Source organism: Pontibacter korlensis (assembly GCF_000973725.1).
GTDB classification, from domain to species: Bacteria; Bacteroidota; Bacteroidia; order Cytophagales; family Hymenobacteraceae; genus Pontibacter; species Pontibacter korlensis.
This window is the reverse complement of sequence record NZ_CP009621.1, coordinates 1,823,446-1,840,199: the sequence shown is the minus strand read 5'-3', so window position 1 is coordinate 1,840,199 and position 16,754 is coordinate 1,823,446. Positions and strand designations below refer to the sequence as shown.

13 protein-coding genes and 1 pseudogene are annotated in these 16,754 nt (G+C 45.5%); 12 read left to right on the top strand and 2 right to left on the bottom strand.

Translation table 11 applies throughout. From position 1 onward, the window contains the following. Nucleotides 1-25: 25 nt before the first annotated feature. The 12 genes from PKOR_RS07865 (at nt 26) to phoU (ending at nt 14,766) form a co-directional block, all read left to right on the top strand. The gene (locus PKOR_RS07865; RefSeq protein ID WP_046310071.1) at nt 26-1,153 is read left to right on the top strand and encodes a hypothetical protein; all 1,128 of its coding nucleotides are present in this window, start codon (nt 26-28) and stop codon (nt 1,151-1,153) included. Nucleotides 1,154-1,460: 307 nt separating this feature from the next. Then, a complete protein-coding gene (locus tag PKOR_RS07860) occupies nt 1,461-1,850 on the top strand; it encodes a hypothetical protein (RefSeq protein ID WP_046310070.1) in 390 nt (129 codons plus the stop codon). A 265-nt stretch (nt 1,851-2,115) separates the two neighbouring features. Then, entirely contained in the window at nt 2,116-2,655 is a 540-nt protein-coding gene (locus PKOR_RS07855) for a hypothetical protein (RefSeq protein ID WP_071843124.1), read from the top strand. A gap of 167 nt (nt 2,656-2,822) precedes the next feature. Beyond that, entirely contained in the window at nt 2,823-3,782 is a 960-nt protein-coding gene (locus PKOR_RS07850; protein WP_415837258.1) for an AAA family ATPase, read from the top strand. 697 nt (nt 3,783-4,479) lie between these two features. Continuing rightward, on the top strand, nt 4,480-7,209 hold the full coding sequence (locus PKOR_RS07845) for a TonB-dependent receptor (RefSeq protein ID WP_046310069.1): 2,730 nt from the start codon (nt 4,480-4,482) through the stop codon (nt 7,207-7,209). 70 nt (nt 7,210-7,279) lie between these two features. Next, entirely contained in the window at nt 7,280-8,416 is a 1,137-nt protein-coding gene (locus tag PKOR_RS07840; protein ID WP_046310068.1) for a hypothetical protein, read from the top strand. 588 nt (nt 8,417-9,004) lie between these two features. Beyond that, nucleotides 9,005-10,192 (top strand): porin, encoded by a 1,188-nt coding sequence (locus tag PKOR_RS07835; protein ID WP_084694744.1) that lies wholly within the window; start codon nt 9,005-9,007, stop codon nt 10,190-10,192. A gap of 201 nt (nt 10,193-10,393) precedes the next feature. After that, the gene (locus PKOR_RS07830; RefSeq protein WP_046310067.1) at nt 10,394-11,380 is read left to right on the top strand and encodes a PstS family phosphate ABC transporter substrate-binding protein; all 987 of its coding nucleotides are present in this window, start codon (nt 10,394-10,396) and stop codon (nt 11,378-11,380) included. Nucleotides 11,381-11,451: 71 nt separating this feature from the next. Continuing rightward, nucleotides 11,452-12,327, top strand: a complete 876-nt coding sequence (pstC, locus tag PKOR_RS07825) for a phosphate ABC transporter permease subunit PstC (protein ID WP_046310066.1) — start codon at nt 11,452-11,454, stop codon at nt 12,325-12,327. Next, entirely contained in the window at nt 12,320-13,177 is an 858-nt protein-coding gene (gene pstA / locus PKOR_RS07820; protein ID WP_046310065.1) for a phosphate ABC transporter permease PstA, read from the top strand. The genes pstC and pstA overlap by 8 nt, the downstream gene beginning before the upstream one ends. 89 nt (nt 13,178-13,266) lie before the next feature. Further along, nucleotides 13,267-14,031, top strand: a complete 765-nt coding sequence (gene pstB, locus PKOR_RS07815; RefSeq protein ID WP_046310064.1) for a phosphate ABC transporter ATP-binding protein PstB — start codon at nt 13,267-13,269, stop codon at nt 14,029-14,031. 57 nt (nt 14,032-14,088) lie between these two features. Continuing rightward, entirely contained in the window at nt 14,089-14,766 is a 678-nt protein-coding gene (gene phoU / locus PKOR_RS07810; protein ID WP_046310063.1) for a phosphate signaling complex protein PhoU, read from the top strand. 131 nt (nt 14,767-14,897) lie between these two features. Here the strand turns inward: phoU and PKOR_RS07805 are convergent, their stop codons facing one another. Then, on the bottom strand, nt 14,898-16,178 hold the full coding sequence (locus tag PKOR_RS07805) for a glycoside hydrolase family 15 protein (protein WP_338047514.1): 1,281 nt from the start codon (nt 16,176-16,178) through the stop codon (nt 14,898-14,900). 105 nt (nt 16,179-16,283) lie between these two features. Then, a pseudogene (locus tag PKOR_RS25980) lies at nt 16,284-16,718 on the bottom strand (trehalase-like domain-containing protein); the annotation flags it as partial. Nucleotides 16,719-16,754 lie beyond the last annotated feature (36 nt).

The window sequence follows — 16,754 nt, the reverse complement described above, 5'->3', positions numbered from 1 at the left end:
AACTTTACAGGAGAAAGCGACACCAATGGAAGACAAATATAATCAATTACACCTGGAACGGTACAGCAAACAGTTGGCAAATCTGCTTTGCGATCGCCACTTTGCCTCTTACGACACTCTAAACGGCCCCCAGCTGCTTGGCTTTACACCCATAAAGCAGGTGAACCTGTTCGTGATTAAAGAGCTTTTGCTGAAGTGGCACCATGAAATGGCTAACCTGCGTAGCCCCTATTTTGATTATGAGCATGAGGAGGTAAAAGAGGCGCTGGTGAACTTCATGAACGTGCTCTCGCGCAAGATCCTGATGAAGCGCAACGCTTTTGAGCCACTGCTGCAGAAGGCTATTTACGACACGTTTTTAGTTGTTCTGGCTCCTGTAGATACTTTTGAAGAGAAGTTTCTACGCATACAGGAGGAAATAACACTTCCAAAGCTGCAGGAGAACCTGAGGTATATGGAAATTGATAAGCAGCTTTTTGCTGGGTTCATTGAGACGCTCTCTCCAAGCAGCCGCGACCGAGAATATATCCTAAGTCGTTTTAAACTGTATGTAAACGCTAAGCAAGAGCTCCGCACACCACTGCAGCACCTTGTAGAGCAGTTTAACACCCTACTGCCTATAACAGAAGCAGAGATTAGAGAAGAACAGGCACCAAAAACTACTCCTTCGTTCCTGGATAGACCAGAAGGGACTGCTGCAAAACCTGCCCCTGCCGCTCCTGTGCAGGAGAAGGACGTAGTGGCCCCTATCCATACAGCACAACGTGAGGCCGCTGCTACACCTGTGGCACGACCATCTATGTATAAAGATGAGGACGATGAGGAGACAGAGGAAGTTGGAAGCGGTGTACGCCCTACCCTGAACGACAACTTCAAAAAAGTAGCCTCCTCAGTGGCTGACGCACACAGTAACCGTAAGATCGACTCCTTGAAGAACTCTATCTCCATTAACCAGCGTTTTAGCTTCATAAATGAGCTGTTCAATGGTGATAACCTTACCTACTACCAAGCTATCCAGACGTTGGATGACTTTAGAGACGTGCAGTCTGCCACTCAATATGTGACGGGTACGCTGGCAGACAAGTATGATTGGAGCAAAAAGCAGGAGCATGTAAATAAGTTGCTTCGCCTGATCGAACGCAAGTTCGCCTAAGATGCTAAGCCATAGTAACGATAAGAGCCGCTGCCAACACAGCGGCTCTTTTATTTTTATTCAAGCCATTTGAACATCCGCTTGGCTATTACACCGGTTGAAGTAAAAAGTTAGGCAACATGGCTAAATGTGCATCCGTAGGCATTGCAAATAAAGGCTTGAAGTACTAATTATGCATTTCGCTTTGCGCCATACTTAGCTAATTTGCCTCTGCTCTGCTACCAAAAAGGCAGGCGAAAAGTAGTCGCAGCCTGACACAAACAGAGTTTTAACCCGTAACAACTAAAAAGCAACCTGATTATCAGCCATGAGAGACGATTTTGACTACGACGACGACTTCGCCTATAACGACTACGACGACGAGGATGAGGATGATGACTTCGGAATGACGTTTGAGGAGGATTTGTACCTGATGATACGGGAAAAGCTCCGCGACACCATTCAAGAGTATAAAACCCAGTACCCGGCCCTTAAGAAGTTGGAGAGCGCTGTAAGTTCGTTTAAGGTTAACGCCAAAAATACCGACGACTCCAAGTTTTATCCTCTGGCGGCTAAGTTGCTGAGTGAGCACATTAAGCCTCTTGCACAAGACTCGGAGGAGATTCAGGAGATTTACGACAACATGCAAACTGATATTGCCCGTTTCAAGAACCAGCGCGCGCATGGTTATGAGGGCGAGTTATACCTGACGGATTAATTCCGGGGACAAAGCCTACAAAGAACCGCCTGAGCCGCAATTTCGGCTCAGGCGGTTCTTTTTTTATTTATTCCTGTACAATATCCTATATTTAAATACACACATATCTGACTGCAAAACAATACATTATGAAAATCATTTTTTATAATGTCCGTATAATAATCCAATACATGTGTCAGTTAGAAGAAATATAATATATTTGCAAAATAATATTGATGCAACCCTTTAATGGTTTTCGGAATCTTACGGTTAGAAAACTAAAACAATGAAAACTGTGATACTTACATTTCTACTCGACCCTATTTTAAACAAACTTAATACCCCGGCACAAATGGCTAAAACTAGGCTACTACCTGGGGAGCAGCATCTTATCCAAACAGTGGACAAGCGCATTGCCCTCACGACACACAGGCTCATACAACAGCGGCACCCACTGTCGTTTAGCAGCAGCAAAGCAGTTATGCTGGAAGACATTGCAGCATGGGAAGTAAAGGCTACAGGTTCTCAGCTTTACCTGGGCCTGAGTATGTTTACAGCTCTGCTCGTGTACTTCAATGAATCTTTCTTCCTGCTAAGCGGCTTCTTTATTGCCTTGTACTTTATGACCCGCAGCCAAAAGGTGCATGTGCTTACAGCTCAAGGTGACGACATGGTTCTGGCTTTAGATGTAGAGCAGAAGCATATCAACAGCCTGATAGACATGGTAAGACAAGCGCAGCAGAAACGTCTGGACAAGCTTGGTTTGTCGAAGCCAGTTTACAAGGCACAGCAGGCCACCGAAGCAGAGGCCATGGCTGCCGCATAGAGTACTGTTGAGAACCTACCTTACACCAAGCACCTACCCGGGTGCTTTTTTGTTTTAGGCACAGTCGGGCAATATCTTGGCACTACTACCGTATTATCCCTATATTTAGGGGCTTTGTTGGCTACCCACGTGGCAAGCTGCTAGGCACTCTGATTTATCTGGATAACGTGAATACATATCAACTTAAAATAAAGCAGGTTTTTAGCGAAGTTAGCAAGGTAGTAGTAGGCCAATCGTATATGGTAAACCGCCTGCTAATCGGCCTCTTTACAGGTGGTCATATACTACTGGAGGGTGTACCTGGTCTGGCTAAGACACTTACAATTAACTCGCTGTCTAAGGCACTACACCTCGACTTTCAGCGCATACAGTTTACTCCTGACCTGCTCCCCTCCGACCTTATCGGCACCATGATCTATAACCAGAATGCCTCTGCTTTTGAGGTAAAGAAGGGGCCGATCTTTGCCAACCTTATACTTGCCGACGAGGTAAATCGCTCCCCGGCTAAGGTACAGTCGGCACTACTGGAGGCGATGCAGGAGAAACAGGTAACCATTGGAGAGACAACCTACAGGTTAGACCTTCCCTTTCTGGTACTAGCCACTCAGAACCCTGTGGAGCACGAGGGAACCTACCCGCTGCCAGAGGCACAGGTAGACCGTTTCATGATGAAGGTGTACATTGATTACCCAAGAAAGGAGGATGAGTTGGAGATTATGCGCCGCATGGCAAACATGAGCTTTACCGACTCTGTATCTAAGGTACTTTCGAGGGATGATATTTTTGCCATCCGAAACGAGATAAACCATGTACAGATCTCCGAAACATTAGAGAGATATATTATAGAATTGGTATTTGCTACCCGTCGCCCTGCTGAGTATGACCTGCTCGACTTTGCGCCTTACATACAGTTTGGTGTGTCGCCGAGAGCAAGTATAGCCTTAAACCGTGCTGCCAAGGCCGTGGCCTACTTCGACGATCGCGACTACGTGCTGCCAGAGGACATAAAGGAAGTAGCGTATGATGTGATGAACCACCGCATTATACTTAACTACGAGGCGGAAGCTGATGGCATCAGAACCAAAGACTTCATAGAATCCATACTCCGTAAAGTGCCTATCAGCTAAGGCAAAATCTTAGTATAACGGCCATACGTCCTCCTCTTAAACGTTGCTGTAGGCTTACGCGTACTAAAATCTCCCACCATGCTTGCTGGCACAGTGGGAGATTTTTCATTTTAATCTAGCTATAATATTATGCTAAGAGGCTTACTAAAATTATACTTCCTAAGAAAGCTGTTTGGAGGCGGCGGAACAGGTGGTAAAGGTGGCTGCGGTTGCCTCGGACTTGTGGCAATACTGGTAATACTAGTTGTTGCCTTTTTGTTATTGCGCTCCTGCAGTGGTGGTGTTCCTACCTCCACTTTCTAACTTGCATCAAAAAAAGAACCCGCCTGACGGCGGGTTCTCGCAGAGCGGGAGACTAAGCCGCTCTGCTAATGATTGCCACGATGTTTCTCACCCATACATGTGCAACCAATATTTTATATAGGAGGGATTGATGGAACAAATCTAGGGCGATGATATTAGCTGCAGGTTAATACAAGGTTACTATTTTATTAAAACCTATATATTTCTTGTGGGTGTAGCTGCCAAAGCATACTATTGTCCAGACACGCTTTAAACTAGACAAAAAGACATAATCACCTACAACTTAACACCTTACACCTAATATATCTTCGGGATAATACAATCTTAACCTCTCATTAATATTGAGGTAATACAGCCCATCTACCTTTGTCGCAACAAATAGACTATAAATATTATGCGACAAATTCTCACCACAGTCCTATTTTTTGTGCTTTCTGCCTTTATTAGTGTGCATGCACAGACTGGCAGCATACAGGGCACCGTGAAAGACGCTAAAACCGGCGAAGAGCTGATTGGCGCTATTATAAAATTGCAGGGTACTGCCTTAGGCGCTCCGTCGGATGCATTCGGTAATTTCCGCATCGATAATATAAAAGAAGGCACTTATACTCTGGAGGTAAACAGCCTTTCATATACACCAAAAACAATTGCCGACATAAGCATCTCTGCGGGCAAGACAGCTACGGTGAATGTGGCGATGGAACAGAGCACGGCGCAATTGTCGGAGGTAACCATAACTGCAAAAGGAAACAGGGAAACCGAACAAATCTTATTTCTTGATCAGAAGAAGGCTGTTATAGCTACGCAGGCTATTGGCGCACAGGAACTTTCCAGAAAAGGCGTTAGCAATGCAGAAGGCGCGGTTACAAAAATTTCAGGCGTTTCGAAACGCGACGGCGTCAAAAATGTATTCGTCCGGGGATTAGGCGACCGCTATAACACAACTACCCTAAACGGGTTTGCCATACCATCTGAAGACCCTGAATTCAAGAATATCTCACTCGATTTCTTCACGAGCGATATGATTCAGTCGGTAAACATAAACAAAGTGTTTACAGCATCTATGAATGGCGATGTTGGAGGTGCGTTAATTAACATCAATTCGAAGGAACTTGTTGATGACAATGCGCTTCAGATCGGAATTGCAACTGGAGTAAACAGCCAGGTTATAGGCAGTAACTTTTATCTTCCTGATGGCATGAACAAGTTTGGTTATGCCTTTGCGTCAAACGGCCCAAGAGATCGCAACGGCAACCAGTTTGTAAACGATTTTTCCTTTAACACCTCGCTCGACCCGATGCAGAAAAACCCTCTGTTTAACGGCGGCATCACTATTTCCGGTGGCCAGAAGTTTCTAAACAAGCACCGCTTGTTCGTTGTCGGCTCCATGAACAACAACTATCATTATCAGGAAGGGGTCACCCGATTGATTACGGCGACCAACACCAAAAACCCGTTCCGCGATTTTAATTACCAGCAATCCTTCCGAAACGCTTCACATATGTTGGCGGCCAATCTGGAAATTAACCTCAATAAAAGCCAACTGCACTACAACTCCTTGTACCTGCATACAGCCACAGCTGCGGCAATGAACTTTTATGGCAAGGAAACAGAACTGTTTCAGGTAGCAGAGGACCATAATTCCGAAGGCCTTATCAGACGCCTTCAAATTAATGACAATACGGCTTTTATAAACCAACTTATTTGGAGCGGAGATTTAACTGATAGAATCAAATATAATGTTGGTGCTGCGGTAAACAACGTAATTGGCGAAGAGCCTGACCGCAGAATAATCATGCTTCCTTCTATCGGGAACGGAATGGTGCAATTAGGTGTGGGAGAAGGAAGAGCCCAGCGGTTCAACAGTAAAATAACAGAAACCGCTATCCTTCCTAAAGTCAATCTGCAGTACTCGCTCTCGACTGACCCGGACAAGCTATCATATGTTGAGGTTGGCTACGATAGCAGGATTAGTACCAAAGACTTCTCCGCCCCTATCTATAACCTTATTTGGGCTGGAGGCCAGGGCACTGCCCCTACTTTCCCTGTAAATGATATACGCCTCGATCCTTACTTGAATCAGGAAAGTTTGTCAAATGGAGATTTCCGCCTTGAGCAATTTCTTGACACATACGATGTTGAAAGAATGAACCATGGCGCATATGTTGATCTGGTACATAGAATTGGCAATAAGCTTACTTTAAACGCAGGCTTAAGAGCGGATGATGTTTATACTAAGATTAACTACAGAGTTAATCGTGGCGCTGACGTTGGTTCCAACACAATAGATGAGTTTTTTATATCGCCTAGCCTTAACACCAAGTATGAGCTAAACGAGAAGAACCACATCAGAACAGGCGTTAGCCGTACCTATACTCTTCCTCAGGATAAAGAAATATCTCCTTTTATTTACTTGGGAATTGATGGAAATGAAAATGGTAATCCGAACCTGGAAGTTTCCACAAATTACAACTTCGACATCAAATGGGATCACTATCTATCATCTGATGAACATGTATCGGTTAATGCCTTCTACAAGCATATTTTGGATCCAATTGCAAGGGTAGATCAGGGCAACTCAGCAGGTCTAAGAACTTACGATAATGTTTCGGACCATGCAGTTGCTGCCGGTATTGAGGTAGAGCTGAGGAAATCACTTATGAACCTTGCTGAAAAACATCGCTTTAATGCTGGATTAAATGTCTCATACATCCACACAAAAGTAAACCTGGACCCAACATTCTTTGTGCAGAACACCTCATCTACTTTGGAGGGCGCCGCACCTTATATACTTAATGCTGATTTAACTTATAATCTGCTAACACAAAAGAACATTAACTTAACGTCTGCGCTGGTTCTAAACTATTTAAGCGATAAAGTGCACACCATTGGCACACGTGGCTTCAACAACCTGATAGAGGAAAGCATCACAACTTTGGATTTCATTACCTCACTAGGGATAAATGATCATCTTAAGTTTAATCTAAAAGCTAAAAACCTCTTAAATCCAGAATATAGACTTACCAGAGAAGGTGCTGGGAAAGACACAAATTCTCAAAGCGTTATAATTCGCAGTTACAAAAGAGGTGTTTTATTCGACTTTGGCGTAACATACCAGTTTTAACAATTAGTTAATCTTCCATTCATATTCAGCTAATCCCTCATTTCTAATTTCGTATAAACAATTAAGAAAAATGAAAAAAACATTCCTTTACCTGCTACTTATTCCGCTAGGATTATTCTCTTGTAATGACGACGACGATGGTTCGACTCCAGAGCCAGAACCCATTGTCAGTAATGAATTGAGCGGTGATATTTCCACCGATATAACCCTTGACCCAAGCGTCGAATACAAATTAACAGGATCTTTACTTGTAGTTGAGGGCGGAAAACTGCGCATACCAGCAGGTACGGTTATCAAGGCTGAGAAGGGCTTTAATAAGTACATTCTCGTTGAGCAGGGCGGCCAAATCTTTGTTAACGGCACAGCCGATAAACCAGTAAAAATAACATCTGCAGAGGCTAATCCTAACCCAGGTGACTGGGGTGGCTTGATCATCAACGGTAGAGCAAAAATATCCGGCCCAACTGGCGTAGTTTCGACCAGCACCACAGAAATCAACCCGGCTGTTATCTATGGCGGCGAAGACAACAACGATAACTCAGGCGTTTTGGAGTATCTTATTCTAGAGTATACCGGAGCAAAATCTTCAGCTGATATTGAGCACAATGGCTTGACACTAAATGCCGTAGGCAGTGGCACCAAAATTGAAAATATCTACATCCCGAATGGTTCTGATGACGCTATCGAATTTTTCGGTGGTTCAGTAAATGTAAAGAACCTGATGGTAGTGGATTCTGACGACGATATGTTTGATGTTACACAGGGCTGGACTGGTACATTAGATAACGCCTATGGTGTTTGGAAGAGTGGATACACCAGTACGGAATCAGACCCACGCGGAGCTGAGCTTGACGGCAACCTGGATGGTAACACCCCAAGTGATGTTAATCAATCAGATTTTGTTTTCAAAAACATCACAATCGTAAACGAATCTACTTTTGAAATGCAGGATGCCGTAAAAGTGCGTAGAGGCGCTAAAGCGACTATCACGAATCTCCTTGTGAAAGGCGGTACAAGCACAGACCTTATCGACTTAACAGACGGTAAGGGCAATGGAAATGCGACAAGCACTATCGAGTATAAAAATGAAGGCGTGACAGTAAAAGGTCAGGAAGTTAAAAACCCTGACAATGCTACCATTAATTCTAACGATGCGATTACAGGTGCTAATACATCAGCATTCAGCTGGACTGGCTATACATTCTAACTAAATTTTGAAATGTATTGGAGGCAGCCACAAGTATATACTTGTGGCTGCTTTTTTGTGTTGATACGGGCTTGATGTTTTGGTAAAGTATTTTGGCAGCACATATTCTACTGCTACCTAGTGTCTAAATGAACACATGAAGCATGACCAAAACCACTTTAATGGAGCTATATCGCAATTCAACTAAACCTCCCCCAATGCCTGCCCTACCTGAGCAGGCATTCTTTATACCAGCCCCTACCTGCCATCAAAAGGCGTCGTTGTTAACGACAAATATGATGGGCATAAAAACCAGCAAGCTTTAAAAGCTTAACATTTGCTTAACATTGCGGTAAAGCAGCAGTAATAGTAATGCAGTTATTTTGCAGCAGAATTTGGAAGGCCAGATTTTAGCTTCTGACTAAAGCTGACTCTGGGTTTGCAAGTTCAGTGGATGCAGTAGCCTGACTAACTACCTGCACCATTTAGAAAAAACCGTTTTCTAAAGATCTCACTGAAGTTAAGAAGTATTCTTTCCTCAGAAGCGTCTTATAAAAGAGAAAACAGTATCACGATTAAAGCTTATTTCTCACCCAAACCCAAAGTATCGTGTACAAGAAGCTAAAAAGTGCACTTTTAGTAGCCTTGGTTTGCCTAGCATGTGGCACCGCCCAAGGTCAGAGTATTAACAAATCTAAATTCGGCAAAGGCTTACAGTTTGTGGCCGCCGACTCCTCTTTCAGCCTTAAGTTCAGCACCCGATTCCAGATGCTGTACCAGGGCGTAATCAATAACGGCACTAACGAGGAACTGGAAGACCGTTTCCTGATCCGCAGGGCCCGTCTGAAGTTCGAAGGCTTTGCCTATACTCCAAAGCTGGAGTATAAAATAGAACTAGGCCTCAGCAACAGCGACATCGGTAACGATGACCCAAGCAGGTTTAACAATGCTGACAACATCATACTTGATGCGGTTGCCATGTGGAACTTTGCACCAGGTTGGGAACTGTGGGTAGGCCAAACCAAACTACCTGGCAACCGAGAGCGAATTATCTCATCGCAAAAGATGCAGTTCGTGGATCGAAGCCTGCTGAACTCCCGCTATAACATAGACCGTGACGCTGGTCTGCAGCTGCATCACTCCCATAACATCGGCAACATGTTGGTTCGCGAAGTGGCCTCTATCTCTATGGGCGAAGGACGCGATATCACAGTTAACAATGCCGGCGGCTACGATTATACTGGTAAAATCGAATTGTTCCCTTTTGGAGAATTTGAAGGCGGCGGCGCCTATGTTGGTAGCGACATTTACCGGGAGGAAACTCCAAAGTTAGCCATTGCAGCAGCTTATAACTTTAATGATAATGCAACTCGCTCTCAAGGGCAGCTAGGCGACTTCTTAAGTGGGGAGCGTGACCTACACACTGTATTTGCAGATGCTATGTTCAAGTACAGAGGCTTCTCAAGTATGGCGGAATATGCCCGCCGTAAAGCACCTGATGGCCCGGTAGTGTTACAATCAGATGAGGGCGCAGTAGAAGAGACCTTTGTTACGGGCAACGCCTTTAATATACAGGCAGGTTACCTGTTTAAAACCAACTGGGAAGTAGCCGGACGCTATACCACTTATAACCCAGAGCGAACTACAGGTTTGCGACCGCAGGAGCAGTATACATTAGGTCTATCCAAGTACATTGTGGGCCATAGCCTGAAGGTACAGAGCGATGTTACGCTACAGGACCAGCCGGGCAGAGAGAACAGTTACATGTTTAGGCTACAGATGGAAGTGGCGCTATAAAGCCGAAATCTTTACAATAGCTTAACACACTAAATTATTAGGTGCGATTACTTCTGTGTCTCTTTGCACCTTAAAAAGCGATCCCACAACACGGATAACACAGCTTTCATAACTCCTTTATAGGCATCAGAGTATAAAGCCAAATGCTGGTGCCAGATCAAACGAATCAAGAACTCACAACCATAAAACTAACTCTGGCTTATGTTAAACTTCAGGCTTAACAATTTAAAACTAAACGCGGCAGCACTCCTAGGCGCAACTCTTTTGTTCAGTGCCTGCGGCGGCGGCAACTCTGAAAGCGGCTCCGATGTCTCCGGCAACATTCAGATAGACGGTTCATCCACTGTTTACCCAATTACGGAAGCAGTAGCAGAAGAATACCGCGCTGAGGCTCCGGATGTACGAGTAACAGTAGGTGTTTCAGGCACAGGTGGCGGCTTTAAGAAGTTCACACGTGGCGAAATCGATATTGTAAACGCCTCCCGCCAGATTAAGTCTTCTGAGCAGGAAGTAGCGCAGCAAAATGGTATATCCTTTATAGAGCTACCAGTAGCTTATGATGGCCTTACAGTAGTAGTGCACCCTGAGAACGACTGGGTAAAGGAAATGACTACAGAAGACCTGAAGAAAATTTGGGAGCCAGCAGCTCAGGGTACTGTCAAAAAATGGAATCAAATTCGCCCGGAATGGCCTGATCAAGAATTCCACCTATATGGCCCAGGTGTTGAATCCGGTACTTATGACTACTTTACCGAAGCAGTTGTAGGCGAAAGCGGCTCTAGCCGAGGCGACTATACTGCCAGCGAGGATGACAACGTACTGGTACAAGGTGTTTCTACTGATCCTAACGCACTTGGCTTCTTCGGCTTTGCATACTATGAGGAGAATCAGGGTAAGCTAAAGGTAGTACCAGTTGATGACATGGACGACAGCAATGGTACTGGCGCAGTTACTCCAACTTTGGAAACTGTAAAAGACGGTTCTTATGCTCCGCTTTCTCGCCCGCTGTTTATCTATGTAAATTCTAATGCTACCAGCAATCCTGCTGTAGTAGATTTTGTAAACTTCTACCTCGAGAACGCTGGCGAGCTTAGCCAGGAGGTGGGTTACATTCCGCTACCAGCCGAGATGTACAAAGAGCAGCAGCAAAAGTTTAAGTCTTTTACTGAAGGCTCAGCTAAGAAATAGCATCTAAATTATAGCTCCTGCAGCAGTAACCTTACCCTATTGCTGCAGGGGCACTTAAACAGATCAGCACCTTGAGAACATCAGAAAAAATTATCGAGGGCTTATTGTGGTTATCTGCCGCCATAACCATACTTATCACAGTTGGTATTATTTGGGTCCTTCTCTCAGAGTCCATTAGCTTTTTCAGAGAGGTTTCTTTGATAGAGTTCTTAACGGAGAAAGAATGGACGCCACTGTTCTCTGATAAGAAATTTGGTATTATGCCTCTTGTGGCGGGCACACTGCTCACCACAGCCGTAGCCATTGCCGTGGCACTCCCGATTGGCTTAACTATAGCCATCTATCTAAATGAGTATGCCCACGCCCGAATGAAACAAGTAGTAAAGCCACTGCTCGAGGTACTGGCCACTATCCCAACGGTAGTATACGGTTTCTTTGCCCTAACTGTAGTTACTCCTTTTCTTCAGACACTTATACCCTCTCTGGCTGGTTTTAACGCCCTCTCAGCAGGTATTGTAATGGGTATTATGATTATCCCGATGATCTCCTCACTGAGTGAAGACGCCATCAGCTCTGTGCCACGCTCGTTACGTGAAGCCGCTTATGGCATGGGATCTACCCGGCTGCAAACAGCGTTTGGTGTAATGGTTCCTGCAGCCTCCTCAGGTATTGTGGTGTCGGTTATACTTGCCATTTCCAGAGCAGTGGGCGAAACTATGATTGTGGCCATTGCCGCCGGTCAGCAGCCCCGCCTAACGCTCAACCCACTTGTACCTATCGAGACCATCACTACTTACATCGTGCAGGTAAGTTTGGGAGACGTGCCTCGGGGATCTCTGGAGTACAGAACAATTTTTGCGGCAGGTATCACCCTGTTCATCTTCACATTTGCGCTGAACAACCTCAGCTTCTGGATCAAAAAGAAATATCAGGAAAAGTATGACTAACTCTGACATCAACAGGCTAAAAGATAAAGCCTTTCAGATCTTCGGCATCTTTTGTACCTTCATAGGGCTGGTTGTATTAGCTATTTTCCTGATCGATATAGTTGTTGAAGGCGTAGGCCGCATAGATTGGGATTTTATAACGAGCCTGCCATCACGCAGAGCGAGCCGTGCCGGTATCCTTACTGCCTGGGTGGGAACGCTCTGGATCCTGGTATTGACGACGCTGATTGCCTTTCCGCTGGGTGTGGCTGCTGGTGTGTACCTGGAGGAGTATGGCAAGAAGAATAAAATGGCTAACTTCCTGGAGATAAATATTGCTAACCTGGCTGGGGTACCGTCTATCATTTACGGTTTGCTGGGTCTGGAAATTTTTGTGCGCCAGATGCGCCTTGGGGGCAGCTTACTGGCAGGTGCGCTTACACTATCGCTCCTCATCTTGCCAATAATTATTGTGACGACCCGTGAAGCCATAAAAGCTGTACCGCGCAGTATACGCGATGGTTCTTTTGCTTTGGGCGCGTCTAAATGGCAAACAGTATGGTTCCAGGTGCTGCCAGCCTCTTTCGGAGGTATACTTACAGGTATCATTCTGGCGCTGTCGAGAGCGGTTGGTGAAGCAGCTCCTTTGATTGTGATTGGTGCGCTAGCATATGTTCCTTTCACACCTAGTTCGCCGCTGGATGAGTTTACGGTACTGCCTATCCAGATCTTTAACTGGACCTCCAGACCACAGGAGGCTTTCTTAACTAACGCAGCTGCGGCTATTATTGTACTGTTGCTCATTACTTTCCTGCTGAACGGACTTGCCGTTTACCTGCGCAACAAGCAGCAGAAAAAAGTTAGGTGGTAGCAAAAAGCAGTACCTCCGCTTAAGCCAAGTTAATTTGTGAGCTTGGCTCCAGCTTAATGCCTTATGTCCTTTATCCTTTGTCTTTGAATATGAGTAAAAAAGAAAATAAACTCGAGGCCTTAAACCTCAACGCCTACTACGGAGACTTTCATGCGCTGAAAAGCATTAACATAGCCATGGAGGAGAAAGCCGTAACGGCCTTTATTGGTCCATCGGGCTGTGGCAAGTCTACGTTTCTGCGCACCTTCAACCGTATGAACGACTACATTGATGGCTTTAGGGTTGAAGGAAGCATCCTGCTGGACGGCAGAGATATTTACCAGAAAGACATACGGGTAGATGAGCTGCGTAAAGAAGTGGGCATGGTTTTCCAGAAGCCTAATCCTTTTCCGAAGAGCATTTTCGAAAACGTTGTGTATGGCCTAAAGATACAGGGCATCAAGAAAAAATCTGTACTGGAGGAAGTGGCTGAAAAGTCGCTGCGACAGGCTGCCCTTTGGGATGAGGTTAAAGATAAACTTGATAAATCGGCTTTGGCTTTATCCGGAGGTCAGCAACAGCGCTTGTGTATTGCCCGTGCTCTGGCTATTTCACCATCGGTATTGTTAATGGACGAGCCTGCATCAGCCCTTGACCCTATCTCCTCAGCTAAAATAGAGGAGTTGATTTACGAACTGAAGGATGATTATACTATCGTAATCGTAACGCACAACATGCAGCAGGCGGGGCGTGTAAGCGACCACACGGCTTTCTTCTATATGGGCGAGTTGGTGGAGTACAACAAGACCAAAACAATATTTACAAGCCCTAAAGACGATCGTACTCAGAATTACATTACAGGCCGCTTTGGTTAATCAGAAGTCTGCTTTTCCCGTATTTGTAGATTCTCACCCTCATTAAAGAAAGCTTATATGCCACATATAGATACCGAACTAGAACGCCTAAAAACTAAGCTCCTAGAAATGTGGGACTTGGTAGAATATCAACTGCAAAGCGGTCGCGAGGCCATGGTGAATGCCGATGTTGAGCTGGCTAAAATGATCATTAAGCGTGATCGCAAGGTAAATCAGTTCGATGTGAAGATTGACCGCATGTGCGAAAAGTTCTTCGCTCTGTTTACGCCTGTTGCTGTTGACCTACGCCTGGTGCTAGCCGTGCTGAAAATCAACGCAAACCTGGAGCGCATTGGAGATACGGCAGAAGGTATAGCCCGTTTTGTTAAAAAGCTAGAGGCTCCTGCTGATCCTGAACTAATGGAGCTAACTAAAGTGCTACCGATGTACGATGAAGCACTGGCGATGCTGGCAGAGTGCCGTGTGGCGTTCCGTAATAACGATACTGCCCTGGCCAGAATGGTTATCAAGCGCGATAAGTCGTTGAACAAAGTATACCGTAAGTCTGATGCCATTGTAACTAAATTTATGGCTGAGCACCCGGACAGGATCTCGGAGGCACTAGCCATAACCTCCATTATCAAAAAGCTAGAGCGTGTGGGTGATCAGGTAACTAACATTGCGGAAGAAATTATTTTCTACCGCGACGCTAAGATCGTGAAGCATAAGTCTGACAAGAAAAAGAGGAAAGACTAAGCTGCTAGAGTAAATAAATGAACACAAACAAGAAGAGCACAGGCTGATGGCCTGTGCTCTTCTTGTTTTAGGGTGTTACAGTATTGAAGTTAAAAAGCCGAACAGCTTAGTTTATGCCTATATTAGTAAGCTTACAGCCTTCGCTTGTTCTCCTCCCCTTCCAGTATGTCGTTTATAGTTAGTGCTGCTGTAATTAGTCCCAGGTGCGTGAAAGCCTGCGGAAAGTTACCAAGGTGGTCACCCTTCAGACCAAGCATTTCGGCATACAGCCCTACATGGTTTGCATAGCCAAGCATCTTCTCAAAGTAAAAACGGGCCTTATCTACTTGTCCTGCTTTTGCCAGACACTCTACATACCAGAAAGTACACATTGAGAAAGTGCCTTCGCCCCCAGAAAGGCCATCAAATGACTCATCAGGACGGTAGCGGTACACCAAAGCATCCGACACCAACTCTTCTTCAATGCGCTTGAGGGTAGAGAGCCAGCGAGGGTCTTTAGGGCTTATGAACCGTATGATGGGCATGAGCAGCGTTGCTGCATCAACAGTATCAGCGCCTTTATACTGCACAAAGCACTGCAGCTCCTTATTCCAGAATTCAACATGAATGGAAGAGAATATTTTATCCCGCTCCTGCTCCCAATGAGGTGGCAGCGGATAGGAGTGCTGCCGCGCTATTCTAATGGCCCTGTCAATAGCCACCCAGCACATCATGCGGGAGTATAAAAACTGCTTTGTACCGCCTCGCACTTCCCAGATGCCTTCATCCTCCCGGTGCCAGTTATTACAAACCCACTCAACCTGCTTCTTCAAATCTAGCCAGAACCCGTACGAGATACGATCCCCATACCTGTCGTATAGGTACACAGAGTCCAGAAGCTCCCCGTATATATCGAGCTGTATTTGATCATGGGCACCATTACCAATCCGTATCGGCTTTGAGCCCTTGTACCCCTCCAGGTGACTCAACTCCGTTTCTTCAAGGTCCATTTTACCATCCAGCTTGTACATGAGTCGCAGGTAGCCGGCGCTTCCAACGTCGTCACACTGCCTGTCAACCCAATCAACAAACTCCTTTGCTTCCTTTTTGTACCCAAGCCGTAGCAGGGCATACACAGTAAAAGAAGCATCCCTGATCCAGGTATAACGGTAGTCCCAGTTGCGCACACCACCAATTTCCTCGGGCAAGCCAAAAGTAGGTGCTGCCACTATGGAACCATACTTGTGCGAGGTCATTAGCTTTAATACCAGCGCTGACCGGTGTACCACCTCCATCCAACGCCCCTTGTAGGTACACGTGCTGATCCAGTTATTCCAGTAACTGATGGTGTCGTAGAGGCTTTTTGTTACAAACTCTTCCAGATTAACCGCTGCCGGTGTATCGCAGGTGCTATACTCCAGAATAAAGTCCACTTTTTCGCCGGTCTGTAAGCTGAAAGTTGCCACGGCATCTTCCTCCCGCAGTTGTAGTGGTATTGTGCTCTTAAGCCTAATTACTACGCCATCTGGCCCTTTACTGAAAAACACTATCTCTTTCTCGGCTACCTGCTCAACAGTATGGTCTGCACCAGCATAGTTGAATCGCGGAGCACAGCACATCTCAAACGTTATATCACCATGCACACATGACACCCTCCTTATCAGCTGGTGCCCCTGCTTCAGCTCCTCTACAGGCATAAAGTCCGTTACTTCACCAATACCGTCTTCCGAAAGGAATCTGGTGAGCAGCACGTTGGTATCCGGTAAGTAAAGCTGTTTGTGCCTCATGCCATCGTGCACAGGGTGTATGGAGAAGCTCCCTCCCTTTTTGTCGTCTAGTATGGCAGCAAAGATGGATGGCGAATCAAAGTCAGGGAAGCACATAAAGTCAATTGAGCCATTAAGCCCCACCAGTGCAACAGTATTTAAATCTCCAATAACGCCGTAATCTTCAATTGCTTGATATGCCATGCCACTTAAGTAGAGTTGATCCTGACGCTTGCGTACGAC